Raw genomic sequence first — 17,096 nt, forward strand, 5'->3', positions numbered from 1 at the left:
CGTCATCCGATGAAGCCAGCCACCGGCCGCAAAAGCCCTCCCCGTCTCGTCGCCCGTTTCGTCGCGATCTCCTGGCGCGATCTCGCCGTCTCGTTCGGGCCGATCCTGCTGATCGCCGCCGTCGCGATCTGGGTCGCCGTGCGTCTGATCCAGCCGGCCCCGCCCAACACGCTGACGATCAGCGCCGGCCCGGAAGGCAGCACCTTCTGGAACGCGGCGCAAAAGTACAAGGAGATTCTGGCGCGCAACCGCATCACGCTGAACGTGCTGTCTTCGGAAGGCTCGCTGCAGAATCTCAAGCGTCTGTCCGATCCGACGTCGAACGTGGATGTCGGCTTCGTGCAGGACGGCGTCGCGCCCGGCCCGGCGGCCGAAGGTCTGATGTCGCTCGGCAGCGTGGCCTACGTGCCGCTGGCGATCTTCTATCACGGGCCGACCGTCACGCGGCTCTCCGAATTCAAGGGCGAGCGGCTCGCGGTCGGCGCCGAAGGCAGCGGCACGCGCGAACTGGCGCTTGCGCTGCTCAAGGCCAACGGCATCGTGCCGGGCGGCGCGACCAGACTGCTGCCGCTCTCGGGCGACGACGCCGCCGACGCACTCGTCTCCGGCAAGGTCGACGCGGCGTTCCTCGCCGGCGATTCTGCGCAACCGGCGGTAATGGGCAAGCTCTACCGCACGCCGAACGTGCAGTTCTACGATTTCTCGCAGGCCGACGCCTACACGCGCCGCTTTCCCTATCTGACCCAGCTCACGATGCCGATGGGCGCGTTCGACCTCGGCAAGAATCTGCCGTCCGCGCCGATTCATATGGTGGCGCCGACCGCCGAGCTGGTGGCGCGCGACTCGCTGCATCCCGCGCTGTCCGATCTGTTGATCGAAGCCGCGCGCGAGGTGCACGGCAAGGCGAATATCCTGCAGCGGGCCGGCGAATTCCCCGCGCCGCTCGCACACGATTTCCCGATCAGCGACGACGCCGCGCGCTACTACAAGTCGGGCAAGAGCTTCCTCTACCGGATCTTGCCGTTCTGGCTCGCGAGTCTCGCCGACCGGCTGCTGGTGGTCGTGGTGCCGCTGATCGTGCTGCTGGTGCCGGCGTTGCGTCTCGTGCCGTCGCTATATGCATGGCGGGTGAAATCGCGCATCTATCGCTGGTACGGCGCGCTGATCGCTATCGAACGCAGCGCGCTCAGCGACCATTCGCCCACCGAACGCGCGTCGCTGCTCGAACGGCTCGACGCGATCGAAGAATCCGTCAACGGTCTGAAGATGCCGCTCGCCTACGCCGATCAGTTTTACGTGCTGCGCGAGCATATCGGCTTCGTGCGCCAGCGGCTCACGCAGCCGCGCGAGACTCAGCGCGACGGTGCCGGCAATGAAACGCAAGGCGCGGACAACGGGCCCGGCGAAGCCGGCGCCTCGCCCGCGCCGTCCGCCGCGAACGAAGCGGCTGAAATCGGCGAAACGCCCAACGAAACGCCCAACGACGGCACCGCGAAACCATATTGACGGGTGCAAGCCGGGGCGGCACCGCGTAAGATCATTACAATTTCGACGGTCCAGCAGACGCGCCGTTCGGACCAGCAATCCGGGAGACATTTATGACCGTTGGCATCGACGCCAGACAACCGCTGTGGTTTTACGACTTTGTCTCGCCGTTCACGTACCTGTTGCTCGAGCAACACGACAAGTGGCCGGGCTTCGATTTCGTGTTCACGCCGGTCGTGCTGAACGACCTCTATCGTCACTGGGGACAGCGGCCGGCTTATGGCGTGCCCTCGAAGCGCACCTTCATGTACCGGCACGCGCTGTTTCGCGCGGAGCAGCTCGGCATTCCATACAAGATGCCGCCGGCTCATCCCTTCGATTCCATGAAACCGCTGTTGCTCGCCACCGCGGCGAACGGCGACGTCAATTTCGTGCGCGAGATTTTCCGCTTCATCTGGCGCGAAGGCCGCGATCCGTCGACGGACGAGGCCTTTGCCGAATTGTGCGAGCGCGTGGGCCTGCCCGACGGACCGGAACTCATCAGGAACCCGGAAGTAAAGGCACAACTGCAGCGCAACACGGCGGACGCGATCGGCCTGGGTGTCTACGGCGTGCCGACCTTCCGTCTGAACGATCAGTTGTTCTGGGGCGAAGACGCGCTGCCTATGGTGCTGTACTGCGCACGCACGCCGAACTGGCTCGAATCGAAAGAAGTCAAACGGATCAGCACGCTACCCTCCGGGCTCGTGGACAATCAGCCGTAGGCGATACGTAAGCCTGAAGCGGGCGCGAGACGGATCCCACGGAGCCCTGGCGGGTTTGTCGCGGCGAAACAGCCCTGCTGATGCCGGCCATACCGTGCCCGCTATGCCGCTACACCGCAATCGGGCCTAAGGTTATGACCTTTGCGCCGTGCGCGTTGGCGCTCCGTTCTCGCGAACCGTCTCGCGGGCGGCTCTGCACGACGCTTCCCGGATCCGATCCGCTTGCCCCGCCTCGCTCAAATCATGGACGACACCGCCGCCTCCCTCGATATCTGGCTCGTGCGCGTGCTGCGCACGCTGCTGGTCGAGCGTAGTGTCACGCAGACCGCGCTGCGTCTGAATCAGACCCAGCCGGCCATCAGCACCGCGCTGCGCAAACTGCGCGAGACGCTGAACGACCCGATTCTCGTGCGCGGCAAGTCGGGCATGGTGCCCACTGAATACGGCGAATCGCTGCTCGCCTCTGCGCAACGCGTGCTGCGTGAAGTCGATTTCGTCGCGACGCCGCATGGCGACTTCGATCCGGGCCGCTCGCGCCGCACCTTTCGCGTGGCCGCGCCGGATTATCTGAACGACTTCTTCATGCCTACCGTGATCGCGCAGTTTCGCGAGGCGGCGCCGCACGCACGGCTCGAAATCGATTCGCTGAGTCCGATGCTCGATCATTCCGCCGCGCTCGATGCCGGCGAACTCGATCTGGTCATCGGCAATTGGCCGAAGCCCGAGCCGCGCTTCGAACGCAGCGACCTGTTCTCCGATACTGTCGTGTGCATGATGCGCGCCGATCATCCGTTGACGCGCGTGCCGCTCACGCGCGAAGCGTATCTCGCCGCGCCGCATCTCGCGCCAACGCCGTACAGCGGCGCGAGCAGCGGCGCCATCGACATGGGCTTTGTGCGGGCACGCGCCGAACGCCGCATCGTCGCCACGCTGCCCTACTTCGGGCTGGTGCCGCAGACGCTGCTGCAATCCGATCTGATCTTCACGACGACACGCCGTTTCGCCATGCACTACGCGGACATGCTGCCGCTCGCGGTGGTCGAGGTGCCGATTCCATTTCCGCGCATCAAGTGCTATCAGCTGTGGCATCCACAGCCGGACCGGCCGAGCGATGTCGGCTGGCTGCGTGCGCTGATGTCCCAGGTGTCGGACGGACTGGTCGCGCAGAAGGTGCGGCGCACGAAGCGGGCGCCGCAAAAGGAAACGTCAGCCACAGCGGGCTGAGCGGGTCGACGTTCAGGTTTGCAGTTCGAGGAGCGCCCGTTGAGCGCCTCGTGCTGGCCGGCTAATTTCTACCGTTGTTCTTCAAACGCTTGCGCAAAGCTTCTGCGTGGCGGCCTGCGCCACCACCTGCCGCGTACGAATCTGCAGTAACTCCGCGCAGACCGCCACGGCAATCGCCGCAGGCGCCTTATCGACGATACCGGCCACACCGATCGGACACGTCATCTCCACGAGCCGGTCCGGATCCACACCGCGATCGAGCAAACGCCGCTCGAATTTCACGCGCTTCGTCTTCGAACCGATCATGCCGAAGTAGGTGAAATCGCGCCGCCGCATGATGCGTGCGGCGAGCGAGAAATCGAGCGCGTGATTGTGCGTCATCACGAGAAAATACGCGCCCGGCGGCGCCGTGTCGACGATCACATCCGGAGTATCGGTTACCTCGATCTGCACGTTGGCGGGCGTTTCGTCGGGGAACAGTTCGCCGCGCTCGTCGACCCACTGGACAACGCACGGCAAGCTGCCAAGCAGCTTGATAAGCGCATGCCCGACGTGCCCCGCGCCGAACAGCACGATATGCATGGGCGCCGGACGCGGCATCTGCACGGCGCTGCGCCGCCCAATCTGAACGGACGAAAAATCGTTCATGGCGATCATTCCAGTTCCAGTGACTGTGTTGTCCACGCGTTGCTTTCTCGGCTCATCGGCACACTGCGGCTACGCTTGTTGCCGCGGCGCTGCGGTGGCGGCACGCACCGCGCCGACTGCCTTGAGGATTTCCTCGCTGGTCGCGGGTGCGTTCAGCGGCGGATTGACCTTATGGTCGCCGACTGCCGACACCGCGTCGCGCACGGCGAAGAACACCGAGAACGGCAGCAGCAGCGGCGGCTCGCCGGTCGCCTTCGAACGATGGATGCTGTCCTCGGCGTTGCGGTTCTTGAAGAGTCGCACGCGAAAGTCGGGCGGCGTATCGTTGACGGTCGGAATCTTGTAGGTGGACGGCGCGTGCGTCATCAGCTTGCCGCCCGCGTTCCACCACAGTTCTTCGGTCGTGAGCCAGCCCATGCCCTGAATGAAGGCGCCCTCCACCTGGCCGACGTCGAGCGCCGGATTCAGCGAAGCGCCCACGTCGTGCAACGCATCCGCGCGCAACACGCGCATTTCGCCGGTCAGCGTATCGATCACCACTTCCGACACGGCCGCGCCGTACGAGTAGTAGTAGAACGGCCGGCCTTGCAGCTTCGATTGATCCCAGTAGAGCTTGGGCGTCGCGTAGAAACCGTCCGACCAGAGCTGGATACGCGCCAGGTAAGCCTTCGCGATCACTTCCTCGAACGGCACGACTGAATCGCCCACCACGACCCGGTCATGCACGAAGCGCACTTCCGACGCGCTCACCTGCCCCGCGCCGAAGCGCCCGGCGGCAAACGCCGACAGACGTTCGCGCAACTGGCGCGCGGCGTCCTGCGCGGCCTTGCCGTTCAGATCGGAGCCTGTCGAGGCCGCCGTCGCCGACGTATTGGCGATCTTGCTGGTGTCGGTCGCCGTGACGCGAATGCGGTTAAAGCCAATGCCCAGTTCATGCGCGACGACCTGCGCGACCTTCGTGTTCAAACCCTGGCCCATTTCGGTGCCGCCGTGGTTCACCAGAACCGAACCGTCGGTATAGATGTGCACGAGCGCGCCGGCCTGATTAAAGTGGGTCACGTTGAACGCGATGCCGAACTTGACCGGCGTCAGCGCCATGCCCTTCTTCAGGATTTCGTTGTTTGCATTGAACTCGTTGATCGCCGCGCGCCGCGCGCGGTATTCGCTGGTCACTTCGAGTTCGTCGATCAACTCGTGGATCACGTTGTCTCCGACGATCTGGCCGTACGGCGTCTGATTGCGCTCGGTCTTGCCGTACAGATTGCGGCGGCGCACGTCGAGTGAATCTTCACCCACCGAACGCGCCACGTTGTCCATGATGTATTCGATCGCGAATGCGCCTTGTGGGCCGCCAAAGCCGCGGAACGCGGTGTTCGACTGTGTGTTGGTCTTGCCGCAGAAACCGTCGATCGTTACGTCGGAGAGCCAGTACGCGTTGTCGAAGTGGCACAGCGCGCGCGTCATCACCGGACCGGACAGGTCGGCGGAAAAGCCGCAGCGCGAGGTCATGTCGACCGTCACGCCGTCGATCACACCTTTGTCGTCGTAACCGACTTCATACGTGTAGTGGAAATCGTGGCGCTTGCCCGTGACCATCATGTCGTCGTCGCGGTCCGGACGCAGTTTCACCGGGCACAGCAGCTTCCACGCGGCGAGCGCCGCGCAGCACGCGAACAACCCCGATTGCGATTCCTTGCCGCCGAAGCCGCCACCCATCCGGCGGCATTCGATCAGCACGTTATGCGACGCCACGCCCAATGCATGCGCGACCATGTGCTGCATTTCGGTCGGGTGCTGCGTCGAACAATAGACGTGCATGCCGTCGTCGTCCTTCGGGACCGCGTACGAGATCTGGCCTTCCAGGTAGAACTGCTCCTGACCGCCGAGCAGCATCTCGCCGGCTTCGCGATGCGCGGCGCGGGCGATCTTCGTGCCGGCTTCGCCGCGCGCAAGTTTCATCGGCGGCAGGACGTGCTGGTTCGCGGCGCGCGCCTGCTGCGCGGTGAGGATCGCGGGCAGTTCCTCGTAGACGATTTCCGCGCGGCGTGCCGCGAGACGCGCCGTTTCATGCGACGTCGCGACCACGATGAAGATCGGCTGGCCGATGTATTGCACGAGGCCGTCGGCGAGAATCGGATCGTCGCCGTGGATGATCGGGCCGACGTCGTTGACGCCCGGGATATCGTCGGCGGTGAAAATCGCGACCACGCCCGGCGTGGCGCGCACCTTGTCGAGCGACATCGAGACGATCTTCGCATGCGCTTTCGACGACAGGCCGAGCGCCGCGTGCAGCGTGCCGGCGACCGTCGGAATGTCGTCGGTGTAGGTGGCGCGGCCGCTCACGTGCAGATGCGCGGATTCGTGCGGACGCGAGATGTGGACCTGGGTGAAGTCGTCGAGATCCTGAAGGTCTTTCAGGAACGGTTCGGCTTGCTGATTCATTGTTGTGTTCTCCGTATCCTTTGGGCTTCTCAGACGCCGGCCGGCGCGCAGGCCGCGGCGACCGCACGCACATCCAGCGCGCTCTTCGGCAACGGATTGTTCGGCCGCGTTTCGAGCCAGAAGCGGTACAGCGTGTTCTTCGCCGATTCGAGGCGATAGTTGCTGGTCGCGCGCATGTCGGACAACGGCGCATAGTCGTTGCCGAGCGCGAGCATCGCCGCCCGTGCGGTGGCTTCGTGCCATTCGGCGTCGCGTAGCACCGCTTCCGCGTGCGTCGCCCGTTTGGACGTGGCGGCCATGCCACCGAATGCGATGCGCGGCTCGCGGATCAGGTTGCCGTCGGCGATGAACGAGAACGCGGCACATACGGCCGAGATGTCTGAATCGAAACGCTTGGACAGCTTGTAAGTGCGGAACTGCAGGTTCTTGCGTACGCCGGTGCGCGTCGGCACCTTCAACCCGACGACAAACTCGTGCTCCGCCATGTCCTTCTTCTGATACGCGAGGTACAAGTCTTCGAGCGGCATTTCGCGCTCGATCTCGCCGCCGCGCACGATCACGCGCGCGCCGAGTGCGATCAGGCCCGGCATCGAATCGCCGATCGGCGAGCCGTTGGCAATGTTGCCGCCGAGCGTGCCGGCGTTACGAATCGGCAGCGACGCGAAGCGTTGCCACATTTCGTTCAGTTCGGGATATTGCTTCGCGATCTCCGCGTAAGCCCTTTCGACGCTGACACCCGCGCCGATCTCGATCCATTCGCCATTGGTTTCGAGCTTCTGCAGCCCCGCGATCTGCCCCACGTAGACGATGTTGCCGAGCTCGCGCATCTGCTTGGTGACCCACAGGCCGATGTCCGTGCTGCCGGCGAGAATGCGCGTGGCCGGTTCGGCTTCCTTGATCTTTGCGAGTGCCTCGACCGTGCGCGGTGCGTCGAACCGCTGGCCGGCGTGCTGATAGTGGAATGTATCCGTGCGCTCGAGCGTGGCAAGCGTACTGGCGAGTGCCTCGACATTCACCGGCGCTTTCGGCGCGGGCGCTTCGAACATGCGCACCGCCGCGTCGACGATCGGACGGTAGCCCGTGCAGCGGCACAGGTTGCCCGTCAACGCGTTGCCGATCACTTCACGCGACGGCACCGTTTTGTTGGCGCAGCTGTGCTCGTGGCCGTGCTTTTCGTAGAGCGACCACATCGACATGACGAAGCCCGGCGTGCAGAAGCCGCACTGCGAGCCGTGACATTCGACCATCGCTTCCTGTACCGGATGCAGCGAGCCGTCCGGCTGGCGCAGGTCTTCGACGGTGAAGAGCGCTTTGCCGTCGAGCGTCGGCACGAACTGGATGCAGGCATTCACCGCCTTAAAGTCGACGCCGCCCGCCTCGTTGCGCTCGCCGATCACGACCGTGCATGCGCCGCAGTCGCCTTCGGCGCAGCCTTCCTTGGTGCCCGTGCAATGCGCGTCTTCGCGCAGATATTGCAGGACCGTGCGGGTGACGGGCGCGTCCTTGATCTCGCGGATCGCGTTGCGGTGATAGAAGCGAATCGGCTCAGTCATGTCTCGTTACTCTCGAATGTTCTGTGTCCGCGGGGACGTGCAGCAGGAATGGTTTGAAAACTATCACCGTCAATAAATACAACCCATAGTGCCGATCGCATGAGGGACATATCCGCAAAAAGATATCGAGATGGGTTTGAGGAGCGGTTGACTTATGGCGATTTTGAATTTTTGCCGTATTTTTAATTTTTATATTGCATTACAGACAATTTTCTGCGAGCTGTTCTGACTGCTCATGCCGGAAAAGCAGGCCCAGACGGGGCAAAAGCGGACCACTATGGGGTTCCTGAAATAGCCTTTTGTGGGACGATTTATTAGGCAAGTCCTGCAAGAGAATCGGTTCCATGGGAAAATCACGCCTTCCCGCCGAATTCAAGTCTCGTTTTCCCCATGTCCACCGACTCAGCGACACCTCGCAGCGAATTTGCGACGACCATGCAGATCATTCCGGTCGTCTTTTTCACGTTTCTTTGCTATCTGACGATCGGAATTCCGCTGGCGGTGTTGCCGGGCTACGTCCACGACGACCTGGGTTACAGCGCCGTGCTGGCGGGTGCGGCCATTAGCGTGCAGTACGTGGCGACGCTGGCATCGCGGCCGCTCGCCGGCCGTTCCGCAGATACGCTGGGGCCGAAGCGGACCGTTACGATCGGCTTGCTGGGTTGTGGCGCGAGCGGAGTGCTGTTGTTGCTGGCTGCGCTATGTGGTCGCTGGTCCGTGCTGAGCCTCGGGTTGCTGGTATGCAGCCGACTCGTGCTGGGATTCGGCGAGAGCCTGTGCGGCACGGGTGCGATTCTGTGGGGTATTGGCCGGGTGGGCACAAGCAACAATGCGCGGGTGATTTCGTGGAACGGCATCGCGACGTATGGCGCGTTGGCGGTCGGTGCGCCGCTCGGCGTGGCGATTGCGCACGCGGTCGGGTTTGCGGCGCTGGGGATTCTGGTGATTCTGCTGGCGGCGCTCGGGTTTTATCTGGCTCGTCCTATTGCACCGGTGCCGATCGTGCACGGCGAGCGCATGTCGTACCGAAGTGTGTTTACTCGCGTGTTGCCGCATGGGATCGGGTTGGCGCTTGGCTCGGCCGGGTTTGGGTCGATCGCTACTTTCATTACGCTATTTTATGCGGCGAAGCATTGGCCGAATGCGGCGCTTTCGTTGACCGTGTTCGGTACGCTGTTTATCGGGGCGCGGTTGCTGTTCGCCAATACGATCAAGACCTATGGTGGATTTCGGGTCGCGATTGCTTCGTTTTCGTTTGAATGCGCCGGGTTGCTGATGTTGTGGCTTGCGCCGGAGCCGCATGTTGCTCTCGCCGGGGCGGCTTTGACCGGGTTTGGGTTTGCTTTGGTGTTTCCCGCTCTTGGGGTCGAGGCTGTTGGGCTCGTGCCGCCGGCTAGCCGGGGAGCGGCGTTGTCGGCTTATTCTGTTTTTCTTGATCTCTCGCTTGGGATTACCGGGCCGTTGGCTGGGTATATTGCAGGTGAGTTTGGGTATGGGTCGGTGTTTCTCTTTGCGGCGGTTGCCGCTGCCGTGGCTGTGGCGCTCTCGACTTTTCTTTATCTTCGGAATGCTAAGGTTACTAATTTGCCTGCGGCGCTTTGAGGTTTTTTTTCGGGGCTGTTTGGGGTGGGGCCTTTTTTTCGGGGAGCTTCGGGTTTTGGCCTTTTTTTGAATTGTTTTTGGTTTATTAGGGTTGCCCCTGTGCGGGGCGGCACTCACTTTCTTTGCGGCCGCAAAGAAAGTAAGCAAAGAAAGCGGCTCACACCGCTAGTTCTTAAACGGGGCCCTCGCGCAGCCACGGTAGTGGTGCATCTGGAATCTGCACTCTCGCACATTCCGCGCAAGTGACAAGGCCGTCATACTTCCCGCCTCACGCTACGCGCTCGTCTGAACGGTCTGCTCAAAACCAGAGACTTCGTTTAAATGCGGTTAGGCCGTCGGCTTCGCCTCGGCGAGACGCCGGAATAAGCTTCCACTTGTTCAAGGCGCGTTTCGCTTGAACGCATATGCGTTTCATACGGCACTCACCGCACAGGAATTCGGCCCGCGTTCCAAGTTTTAACGCCGTACCCTTCAGATACGAACAACGCATATGGTGCGTCTATTGTTTGCGTCTGTTGTTTGCGTCTGTTGTTTGCGTCTTCCGTTTGTACCGCTCTTCTGTATCTCTTTTCGAGGCTGGTCTGAAGTGCTGTGTCTCTGTGTCAGTGCGCCGTTGCTATACGTCGCGCCATCGTTTTGAAGCGAATCGCCCTGCTCGGCACTACCCTGGTTGCGCCGATTCGTTCGCGATTGTCTGATGGCTTCCGACTCGCCTTGGCCAGAAGGTTCGCCGCGTGACGCGCCGTGATCCGGCTTTGAGGTACTCCTTTCGCGTCCAGTGCAATGACCTGATACAACTCACGGTCGATCTCGGCCTCCCTCTGGTAATCTTCGCCCGTGTCGATCAGCAGCTCCAGCAATCTCCTCTGCCGATGCCGTTCTTCACGCGTCACCGCCGGACTCCTAACTATTGAGGCCGCAAGCGTAATCAGCTTCTCCAGTTGGCTCAGTTGCCGTTCAACCAGCCCAAATGCAGACAAAGCGAGTTTCTCGTATTGAAGCGCCTCAACCGGCGGGCGCGACGTGGTGCGTGAATTCTTGACGGATTTACTCATGACGCGATCTCCCTGAAACTTACTCGGATCGCCCGACACTCACTTGAACGTTGGTGAGCGGGCACAATGACGGGATTCGCAGACCGGCACGTAGAACCAACAACCGGTGAGCCTTGAGGCTCCCCCGCCAAGGCCCGCCCATGAGAAAAAGACGTGCGAAGGCAGCCGCACTCCTGCTTGTGCAAGCATGCGGGTTCTACGTAACACAGGCTGCGAACCCTGTTTGCCGTGAACCGCACGACAAACCAAGTTTAGCGACATCATCCCGCGAGTGGTTATGCGTATGGACTAAAACGCGTCCGCGGCCACGAATTCCGATATTTCGCAAACATCCTCCCGAACGGAGGACTACACCACCCAGGAAATTTCTGCAAAAACCCTCGGCGATGTGCAGACGAACTACCGCGACGGAAGCATGACGGCCTTGTCACATGCGCCGAATGTGCGAGAACACGGATTCCAGATGCACCACTACCGCGACTGTGCGAGGGCCCCGCTTATGAGCTGCCGTTGTAAAACGCGACAGTGAGAGACGCTGCAATGAATACACACGACGATGGGCGCATGTCTCGCATGCCGGAGCCGTGGGAACTGGAGCAGGACGAGTACAGCTTCATGGCGAGAGGCTTGCAATGCCTTCTGCTCCGTAACGATGTGACGCTGACGTGGTCCGGTCTCGCGGAAATCAGATTGGTCCGATATCTGCATCCCGCGCAACGCGGTGCAATGGATCGCGCGCTCAGGCGGTCCCTCGGTTCCCCCTGCTGCGAGTCCTTCCTTGGCACGCCTCCGTGCGGCGCATCACATATATTTGAGCGTTTCCACACCCGCCCCGGCACGTTGCGCATATGACATATCACGCTGTTACAGTCACGCTTGAAAATATCGGCGGCATCGTTGTCGTGAAAGACAAGTACAACTCCACCACGCAGGGCGTTACATTCAATGCCACGATTGCGGGGAAGCGCCAATATGCCGTCGTGATGCGTGGCAATCCCCGGCTGGACAATGGCATGGTCGTGACTGCGGTATTGCGTGATCCTGAGAACTGGCAAACGCTGGCGGGTTGGCTCAATCACGCAACCGGCGAAATTTGCGGCGTGGATTCGCCCGGTCAGCGGGGCGCCATTTGTGCGTTCACGATCCTTTTCGGAATCGTTTTCCTGCTCAGGGCACTGCGTCCGGATACAAGCACGGCCTTCATGGTGGTGCTGATTTCCGTCATGGTGGGGGGTAATGCGTGGTCGATGCTTGCGCTGCGCAAGTCACTCATTGTTTACCGGCTACTCAAGCCGTGGATGTTGCGCTGAAATTCGAGCCAGCATCGCAAGCGGTATGTGAGGAAACGGAAAAGGCCGCGCGAAGCGGGCCGGGACATCAATGGTCGAGCAATTCTCCGCTTAACGTCACCAATTGGAAGATTGGATGATGTCGGTGTTGATCCACTCCTTTGCCGACTTGCCGCGCATCATCAGCAAGGCTATCACGCGAAGCCATACGCAAGCCGCTATCAACGCGATAGCCCACACTCCAAGCATGTAGAGATACGCGCCGCCCCAAAGCGTCCACAAGAAACTGAAAGCCGCGGTCCATTTTAATAAAGCATAGCCGCGCGTTTTCCCCCTTAACGCGAGACTCAATGCGAACGGGTTCGCCATCAGGCTTGCCAGTGCAGCAAGATAACCAGCCCAGGGTAAAGAACAGTGGTAGAGCATCGCTATTAGGACTACGGCTTCACAGCCAAATGCAACAGCGAAGCCCGTTAGCAAAGCCTTGATAGAGCGCGGCATTGTCATCATGGTCACTTGTATGTCACGCTTTTGCAAAACGCCACTCCGCTTTCCACATCGCTCCAGCCCTGCTCCTTGGCAAGATTCCGGCAGAACGCATCCTTGTATGCGTCTTCTCCTACTGGCGTGAGACTACCCGGAACTGGCGAGCCTCTAATAAAAAAGGTTTGTCCGGACGCACCGTTATCGGTCATGCAGACAAACAATCCTTTTGCGGACATTATTTCATCGTATGTGTAAAAACCATATCCGCTTCCGACAACAGTATTCCCCCAATAGAGCGAACAACTCGCGGTGGATGCGGGCTTCGTAAGTTGAATCTGGCTCGCAAGAAGCCTGCCGAGCAAAGCGCTCGTCGAATTCAGATACGGTTGAAATGCGGATTGAAGGTCAGATGCCAATACGACAGCGCTAATTGCTATAGCCGCAGTAGGGCCGATTTCCGCAAGCGCCAGTACCGTGAGAGCAATCGTACCGGAGGCGCTTACAAGCGTTAGAACATCCCCAGGATCCACTTTTTTATTCGGGTCTTTCCAGTCCACCATGAGCCGGGTTAGCGCGGTTGTCGCAACTAGTTGATTGGTAACGATACGGATCGGTTGTAGCATCTGAGCCACATTGCTTATGGTCGCGACAACCGTTGTCCCGGTGTGCAAGATCGACAGTGAGTCACGCGGATTCTGAGCGATGCCCATGAAGGCCTGAAACGTCCCCATGTTATTGGAGCCAGCTTCCATAAAGTGCACAATCAATTCTGTTGATGCCATTTCATTCCGCCTTCGATTCTTTACTCCAGGGAGCAATTGAGTTCACAACCGAACTAACGGACGGCGCGACGGACGGCTCCGCCCCAACTACATAGCGATAGTAAAGCTGTACATTGCCGGTTTTTGGCTGGTAAACCGGCTGCGCGATGAATGACTTCGACTGAGAAAAGGTCAGTGGCACTACGTCCACGATCTGTGAGAAAGCTCTATCAGTTGATATCTGCAAACTGCCAGATATATCGCTTTTAGGATCATCAAAATTGATGAGACGCACCCAGAATATCCACGCCCCGTCATCACGCTTGAGTGCCGTTGCGCCGTTCGTTAGCGCGTAACCACGTCGTGCCGTCCCTGGAAGTTGAGGGGTTGCAGGGGCCGCCTGTGTGACGCGCGAGGCGATGCCGGCAAGCGAAAGTGCACCGACATGCAAAAATAATCGTCTATTCGTCATTGCTTTTCTTATTGAGCGTGAATCGTTGTGCGACAAAAAGTAGCTTGGCTACGATTGAAACGTATCGCGCAAACGAATCACTTCACATCAGGCAATTCTGAAAAGAAAGGGGATTGATGCGTGCTGTATGGTCACGCGTGATTTGCCATGATGCATGGCGGACGCTTTTTATACCTTCGTGGCTATCGCGTGGTCATGCCAGTGCTTACTCGCGTAAACCGCGCTGCCGACGTACTCCGCTATTGCTGCGGCCGGCTGTCTCCGTTTGCTGCGCGGTCCGTCCAGCCCGTCTCGTACCCAAGAATCTGAAAACGCAGGACTCATCTGTCAAATTTCGTCACGACGTCACTGGGTGAAATTAAGTGTGATTAAATCGACCTGCTGGTCCACGACAGGGACGGGCATGAGCAGGCGGGTCTTTTCCCTTTGACCGCCTGCGGGCCTAATGCCAGTGGACCGGCACCTGCAGGTTTCCCAAAAAGACAGGGCGTGAATAATCGCGCCCTGTCGTCAAACGTCCCTCGACGTCATTCAGGCCGCGATTGCGGTTGCAGTCGTCGGCGGCCTGAGAACGGTCGCACGCACATCTTCGTCAAGCAGAATCAGATTGTCGGTCGCGATCAGCGCGAACATGATGTCTTCCGCGTCCGCCACGCGACTGAATTTCTCCGCAAGGGTGACAAGCCCCCGAGCCGGACCGGCATATTGTAGGGCTGCCGGATTTGATGAACAGGGAGAATGACGATGCTCGACTTCCAGCGCCAGCCAGTCAAGATCGCACATATCAACGTCAGGACTGAAATACATGGCGACGAGGAAGTTACCGCCGTGGTCTGAAGCTGACGTTCGATGCACCGAACTTCGTGCTCGACAAACTGAGCCCATCGCTGCGCGCGTCACTGTGCGAAGCCGCGAACGATCCCGACATGCTCGGGCCGGACAGAACGAACCTGCCGCACCTCAAGAACCCGCAGCTTGGCACGCTCAGATGGGCCGGTGAGTACGAGCCGGTCAGCCCGCACCTGCACACGGGCGCAAAGCCACAGGACGATCTGCTTTTCACGGAAGCCAACTTCGGAAAGATCGCATTTGTCCTGAAGGAAGGCGGGACTTCGCTACGCGTGTGCAGATCCTGCCAAACGCTGAAGAGGCGGCGAAGTTGATGATGCTGCTCAAGCATGAAATCCCCGCAACGCTCAACGCGGACGATGCGGTGGATGTAACAGGCCCGGCGGCCGACGACGACGAATGACGCAGGGCAACACCCGGAGCGGGCGAGGCCGGTCTGCTCCTTTTATCACGTCCAGAAGATTCTTGGCGATACGGACGGCCGTATGACGCAGCGCTACCTCAAGGCGCGCGAAACGAAGCTACATGAGACGCTGGCAATCCTCGACCGACGGGCGTATATCAACCGCGCTGCCCGAGGCCGCCTAAATCGATCCTGGCGCGCCCCGGCCAGCAGAAAGCTCGCGATACTCTCGCGGGCTTTCTGTTGTCTTTCGACAGTTACTGCCGCCAGCGACTGATACGAATTCCATTAAGGTCTGACTCGCTCGCTATCTTGTCTAGCGCTGCGGTCATTGTGACTGCGATAGGCGCCGTTATTGCTCCCCGATACTCTGCGGCGCGATAGGTTCGATCGATCAATGTACGCATTGCCGCTCCTTGACTGTCCTTAAGCAGAGCGATGAAGTCATCCTCTGTCGCCTTCAGCAACGCCGTTTCGATCCGGTTGTTCCAACTGTTCTCTTCTATCATCAGCTCCATTGCTGCCGCCAGGTCAAGTGGACCTTCTTCTTCGGTCAGTACCTCTGCGAAGCGTCGCTTCAGATATTCATCATCTATGTCCTTGCCAAACGCAGAATCGTCGATCTTGAATAGTCCAGGACGTCCGGAGTTGAGAGCCACGTATCTGTCAACCACTCCGTCTGCTTCAGCGCTAAAGCCGAGATCCCGTAGCAATCTGACCGTACTGTTCAGATTGAGTGGGGTAATCACCGTCGCGGCTACTTCGACAGCATTGACGAACGCGCGCATCAGTTCCTGGGCGGTACCGTCGATTCTGTAGTGAAATGTCTTCCACACCCCTTCAAAAATACCATCGAGCCGTGCTCGGTCATCAACCTCGTCCAAGGCTCGCGCGTACTTTACAAGTTCAGACCCGTGTGCGTAGCCGTTTCTCAATACAGTCAGTACTTCGGCGTCAAATTCATCACATGAGAGAAATCCGCAGCCATGCAACTTTTCGCGCCACTCTTCCTCAATGGTGTCCTTGCTTACACCCATAGCAGTGGAATACCAATTGTATATTTTGACTTCTTCCGTCGTCGGAAAGCCAATTCCCGTCTCGTACAATGCCCCTGCAAACACTGTTACCGCGATAGCCGTTTGCTTTTTTACAGCACTAGAACAATCGGGGATAACACTATGGATAGTGCGCAATCCGTTCGCAATTCTCTGGACGGTTCGGATATTACAGATGCCGAGTTTTTCTATGCACGGTACGGCGTAATCTCGTAGCGGCGTATTGGCGGGCAAGCCCAGTTCGACCGCTTCAGTCGGGGTTGTCACAAACGCGAGCTTCTTGTCTATGACTTTTTCACTGGCTCGTTCGTAATGTTGGGCTCGCTCGCCCAACATCTCCTCGTTAAAGAGCAGAATGACCTTGCACTGAGATTCGGTCTTAAGTTCAGAAACGAGCCCCATCAGTTCATCCATTTCGATGCCGGAGCCGAGACGTTCAATGTCATCGATACAGATGATCGTTTTGCTAACTAACGAAGCAGCAACTGTTTCGAGCAACACCGTAATCTGCTTTCCGCCGTAGGGGATCTTTTCGGAAGCTGCGGTGATAGCTTTCCAAAAAGCCATTCCACGCCCCTTACTAAAGACATGCTCGGCGCCCTCGACAACCTGACCCATCTTGTCACGCTGCACAGGAAAGCGCCTTGACTTGATAAGGATCATCGAGCGAAGTTCGCCAATCGATTTGGCTCCGAAGGCTGAGACGTACGCGTAACGGGTTAGCGAACCTTCGCGGGAATATTCGTTGAACAGATTCTGCAAGGTGTAGGTCTTGCCGACTCCCCATCTGCCGCTGATTGCCAATACCTCTGGAGTCGTGCTGTCTAGAAATTCGTTGATTACGCTTTCGATGACGGCCCTGGTCATTTGTACTTTTCCTAGTATCTGACTGGTCTGGTGAACGGATACTAGCGCAAGCCACGGTGCTTGCGAAAAAGTCCAGAAACTGCGCAGACGGCAGAGTCAGTTGGTTAACGCGAAGCTGTCACGTGGTCCTTTTCCCAGGTC

15 protein-coding genes are annotated in these 17,096 nt (G+C 59.6%); 6 read left to right on the forward strand and 9 right to left on the reverse strand.

Annotated features, from left to right (window positions below):
* Nucleotides 1-9: 9 nt before the first annotated feature.
* The 3 genes from NE850_RS14100 (at nucleotide 10) to NE850_RS14110 (ending at nucleotide 3,473) form a co-directional block, all read left to right on the forward strand.
* A complete protein-coding gene (locus tag NE850_RS14100) occupies nucleotides 10-1,506 on the forward strand; it encodes a TAXI family TRAP transporter solute-binding subunit (RefSeq protein ID WP_007179080.1) in 1,497 nt (498 codons plus the stop codon).
* Nucleotides 1,507-1,598: 92 nt separating this feature from the next.
* Nucleotides 1,599-2,249, forward strand: a complete 651-nt coding sequence (locus NE850_RS14105; protein ID WP_165184537.1) for a 2-hydroxychromene-2-carboxylate isomerase — start codon at nucleotides 1,599-1,601, stop codon at nucleotides 2,247-2,249.
* Nucleotides 2,250-2,492: 243 nt separating this feature from the next.
* Nucleotides 2,493-3,473: a LysR substrate-binding domain-containing protein gene (locus tag NE850_RS14110; RefSeq protein ID WP_007179082.1), complete on the forward strand. Its 981-nt coding sequence runs from the start codon at nucleotides 2,493-2,495 to the stop codon at nucleotides 3,471-3,473.
* An 81-nt stretch (nucleotides 3,474-3,554) separates the two neighbouring features.
* Here NE850_RS14110 and xdhC read toward each other — a convergent pair whose 3' ends face one another.
* From xdhC to xdhA, 3 genes are all read right to left on the reverse strand, one after another.
* Nucleotides 3,555-4,121, reverse strand: coding sequence for a xanthine dehydrogenase accessory protein XdhC (gene xdhC, locus NE850_RS14115; protein WP_165184535.1), 567 nt, complete (start codon nucleotides 4,119-4,121; stop codon nucleotides 3,555-3,557).
* 69 nt (nucleotides 4,122-4,190) lie between these two features.
* Nucleotides 4,191-6,563, reverse strand: a complete 2,373-nt coding sequence (xdhB, locus tag NE850_RS14120; RefSeq protein ID WP_165184532.1) for a xanthine dehydrogenase molybdopterin binding subunit — start codon at nucleotides 6,561-6,563, stop codon at nucleotides 4,191-4,193.
* A 29-nt stretch (nucleotides 6,564-6,592) separates the two neighbouring features.
* The gene (gene xdhA / locus NE850_RS14125; protein ID WP_165184530.1) at nucleotides 6,593-8,116 is read right to left on the reverse strand and encodes a xanthine dehydrogenase small subunit; all 1,524 of its coding nucleotides are present in this window, start codon (nucleotides 8,114-8,116) and stop codon (nucleotides 6,593-6,595) included.
* A 390-nt stretch (nucleotides 8,117-8,506) separates the two neighbouring features.
* Between xdhA and NE850_RS14130 the strand changes: the two genes are divergently transcribed.
* Entirely contained in the window at nucleotides 8,507-9,718 is a 1,212-nt protein-coding gene (locus NE850_RS14130) for an MFS transporter (protein WP_310698873.1), read from the forward strand.
* Between the two features lie 602 nt (nucleotides 9,719-10,320).
* On the opposite strand, the gene NE850_RS14135 is transcribed toward NE850_RS14130, so the two are convergent.
* The gene (locus NE850_RS14135; RefSeq protein ID WP_165184525.1) at nucleotides 10,321-10,773 is read right to left on the reverse strand and encodes a hypothetical protein; all 453 of its coding nucleotides are present in this window, start codon (nucleotides 10,771-10,773) and stop codon (nucleotides 10,321-10,323) included.
* Nucleotides 10,774-11,621: 848 nt separating this feature from the next.
* Here NE850_RS14135 and NE850_RS14140 point away from each other — a divergent pair.
* Nucleotides 11,622-12,083 (forward strand): hypothetical protein, encoded by a 462-nt coding sequence (locus NE850_RS14140; RefSeq protein WP_165184522.1) that lies wholly within the window; start codon nucleotides 11,622-11,624, stop codon nucleotides 12,081-12,083.
* A 96-nt stretch (nucleotides 12,084-12,179) separates the two neighbouring features.
* Here the strand turns inward: NE850_RS14140 and NE850_RS14145 are convergent, their stop codons facing one another.
* From NE850_RS14145 to NE850_RS14160, 4 genes are all read right to left on the reverse strand, one after another.
* Nucleotides 12,180-12,599: a hypothetical protein gene (locus NE850_RS14145; protein ID WP_165184519.1), complete on the reverse strand. Its 420-nt coding sequence runs from the start codon at nucleotides 12,597-12,599 to the stop codon at nucleotides 12,180-12,182.
* The gene (locus NE850_RS14150) at nucleotides 12,575-13,330 is read right to left on the reverse strand and encodes a hypothetical protein (RefSeq protein ID WP_165184517.1); all 756 of its coding nucleotides are present in this window, start codon (nucleotides 13,328-13,330) and stop codon (nucleotides 12,575-12,577) included. Before NE850_RS14150 ends, NE850_RS14145 begins: the two co-directional genes overlap by 25 nt.
* A 1-nt stretch (nucleotide 13,331) precedes the next feature.
* Entirely contained in the window at nucleotides 13,332-13,781 is a 450-nt protein-coding gene (locus tag NE850_RS14155) for a hypothetical protein (RefSeq protein WP_165184514.1), read from the reverse strand.
* Nucleotides 13,782-14,312: 531 nt separating this feature from the next.
* The gene (locus tag NE850_RS14160) at nucleotides 14,313-14,636 is read right to left on the reverse strand and encodes a hypothetical protein (protein ID WP_165184123.1); all 324 of its coding nucleotides are present in this window, start codon (nucleotides 14,634-14,636) and stop codon (nucleotides 14,313-14,315) included.
* Between the two features lie 8 nt (nucleotides 14,637-14,644).
* Between NE850_RS14160 and NE850_RS14165 the strand changes: the two genes are divergently transcribed.
* Complete coding sequence (locus NE850_RS14165; RefSeq protein WP_232064093.1) at nucleotides 14,645-14,944, forward strand: hypothetical protein; 300 nt, start codon at nucleotides 14,645-14,647, stop codon at nucleotides 14,942-14,944.
* Between the two features lie 346 nt (nucleotides 14,945-15,290).
* Here the strand turns inward: NE850_RS14165 and NE850_RS14170 are convergent, their stop codons facing one another.
* Nucleotides 15,291-16,955: a P-loop NTPase fold protein gene (locus NE850_RS14170; RefSeq protein ID WP_165184512.1), complete on the reverse strand. Its 1,665-nt coding sequence runs from the start codon at nucleotides 16,953-16,955 to the stop codon at nucleotides 15,291-15,293.
* Nucleotides 16,956-17,096 lie beyond the last annotated feature (141 nt).

Origin of the sequence: Paraburkholderia sp. USG1, from assembly GCF_031570135.1 — a bacterium.
GTDB classification, from domain to species: domain Bacteria; phylum Pseudomonadota; class Gammaproteobacteria; order Burkholderiales; family Burkholderiaceae; genus Paraburkholderia; species Paraburkholderia dioscoreae.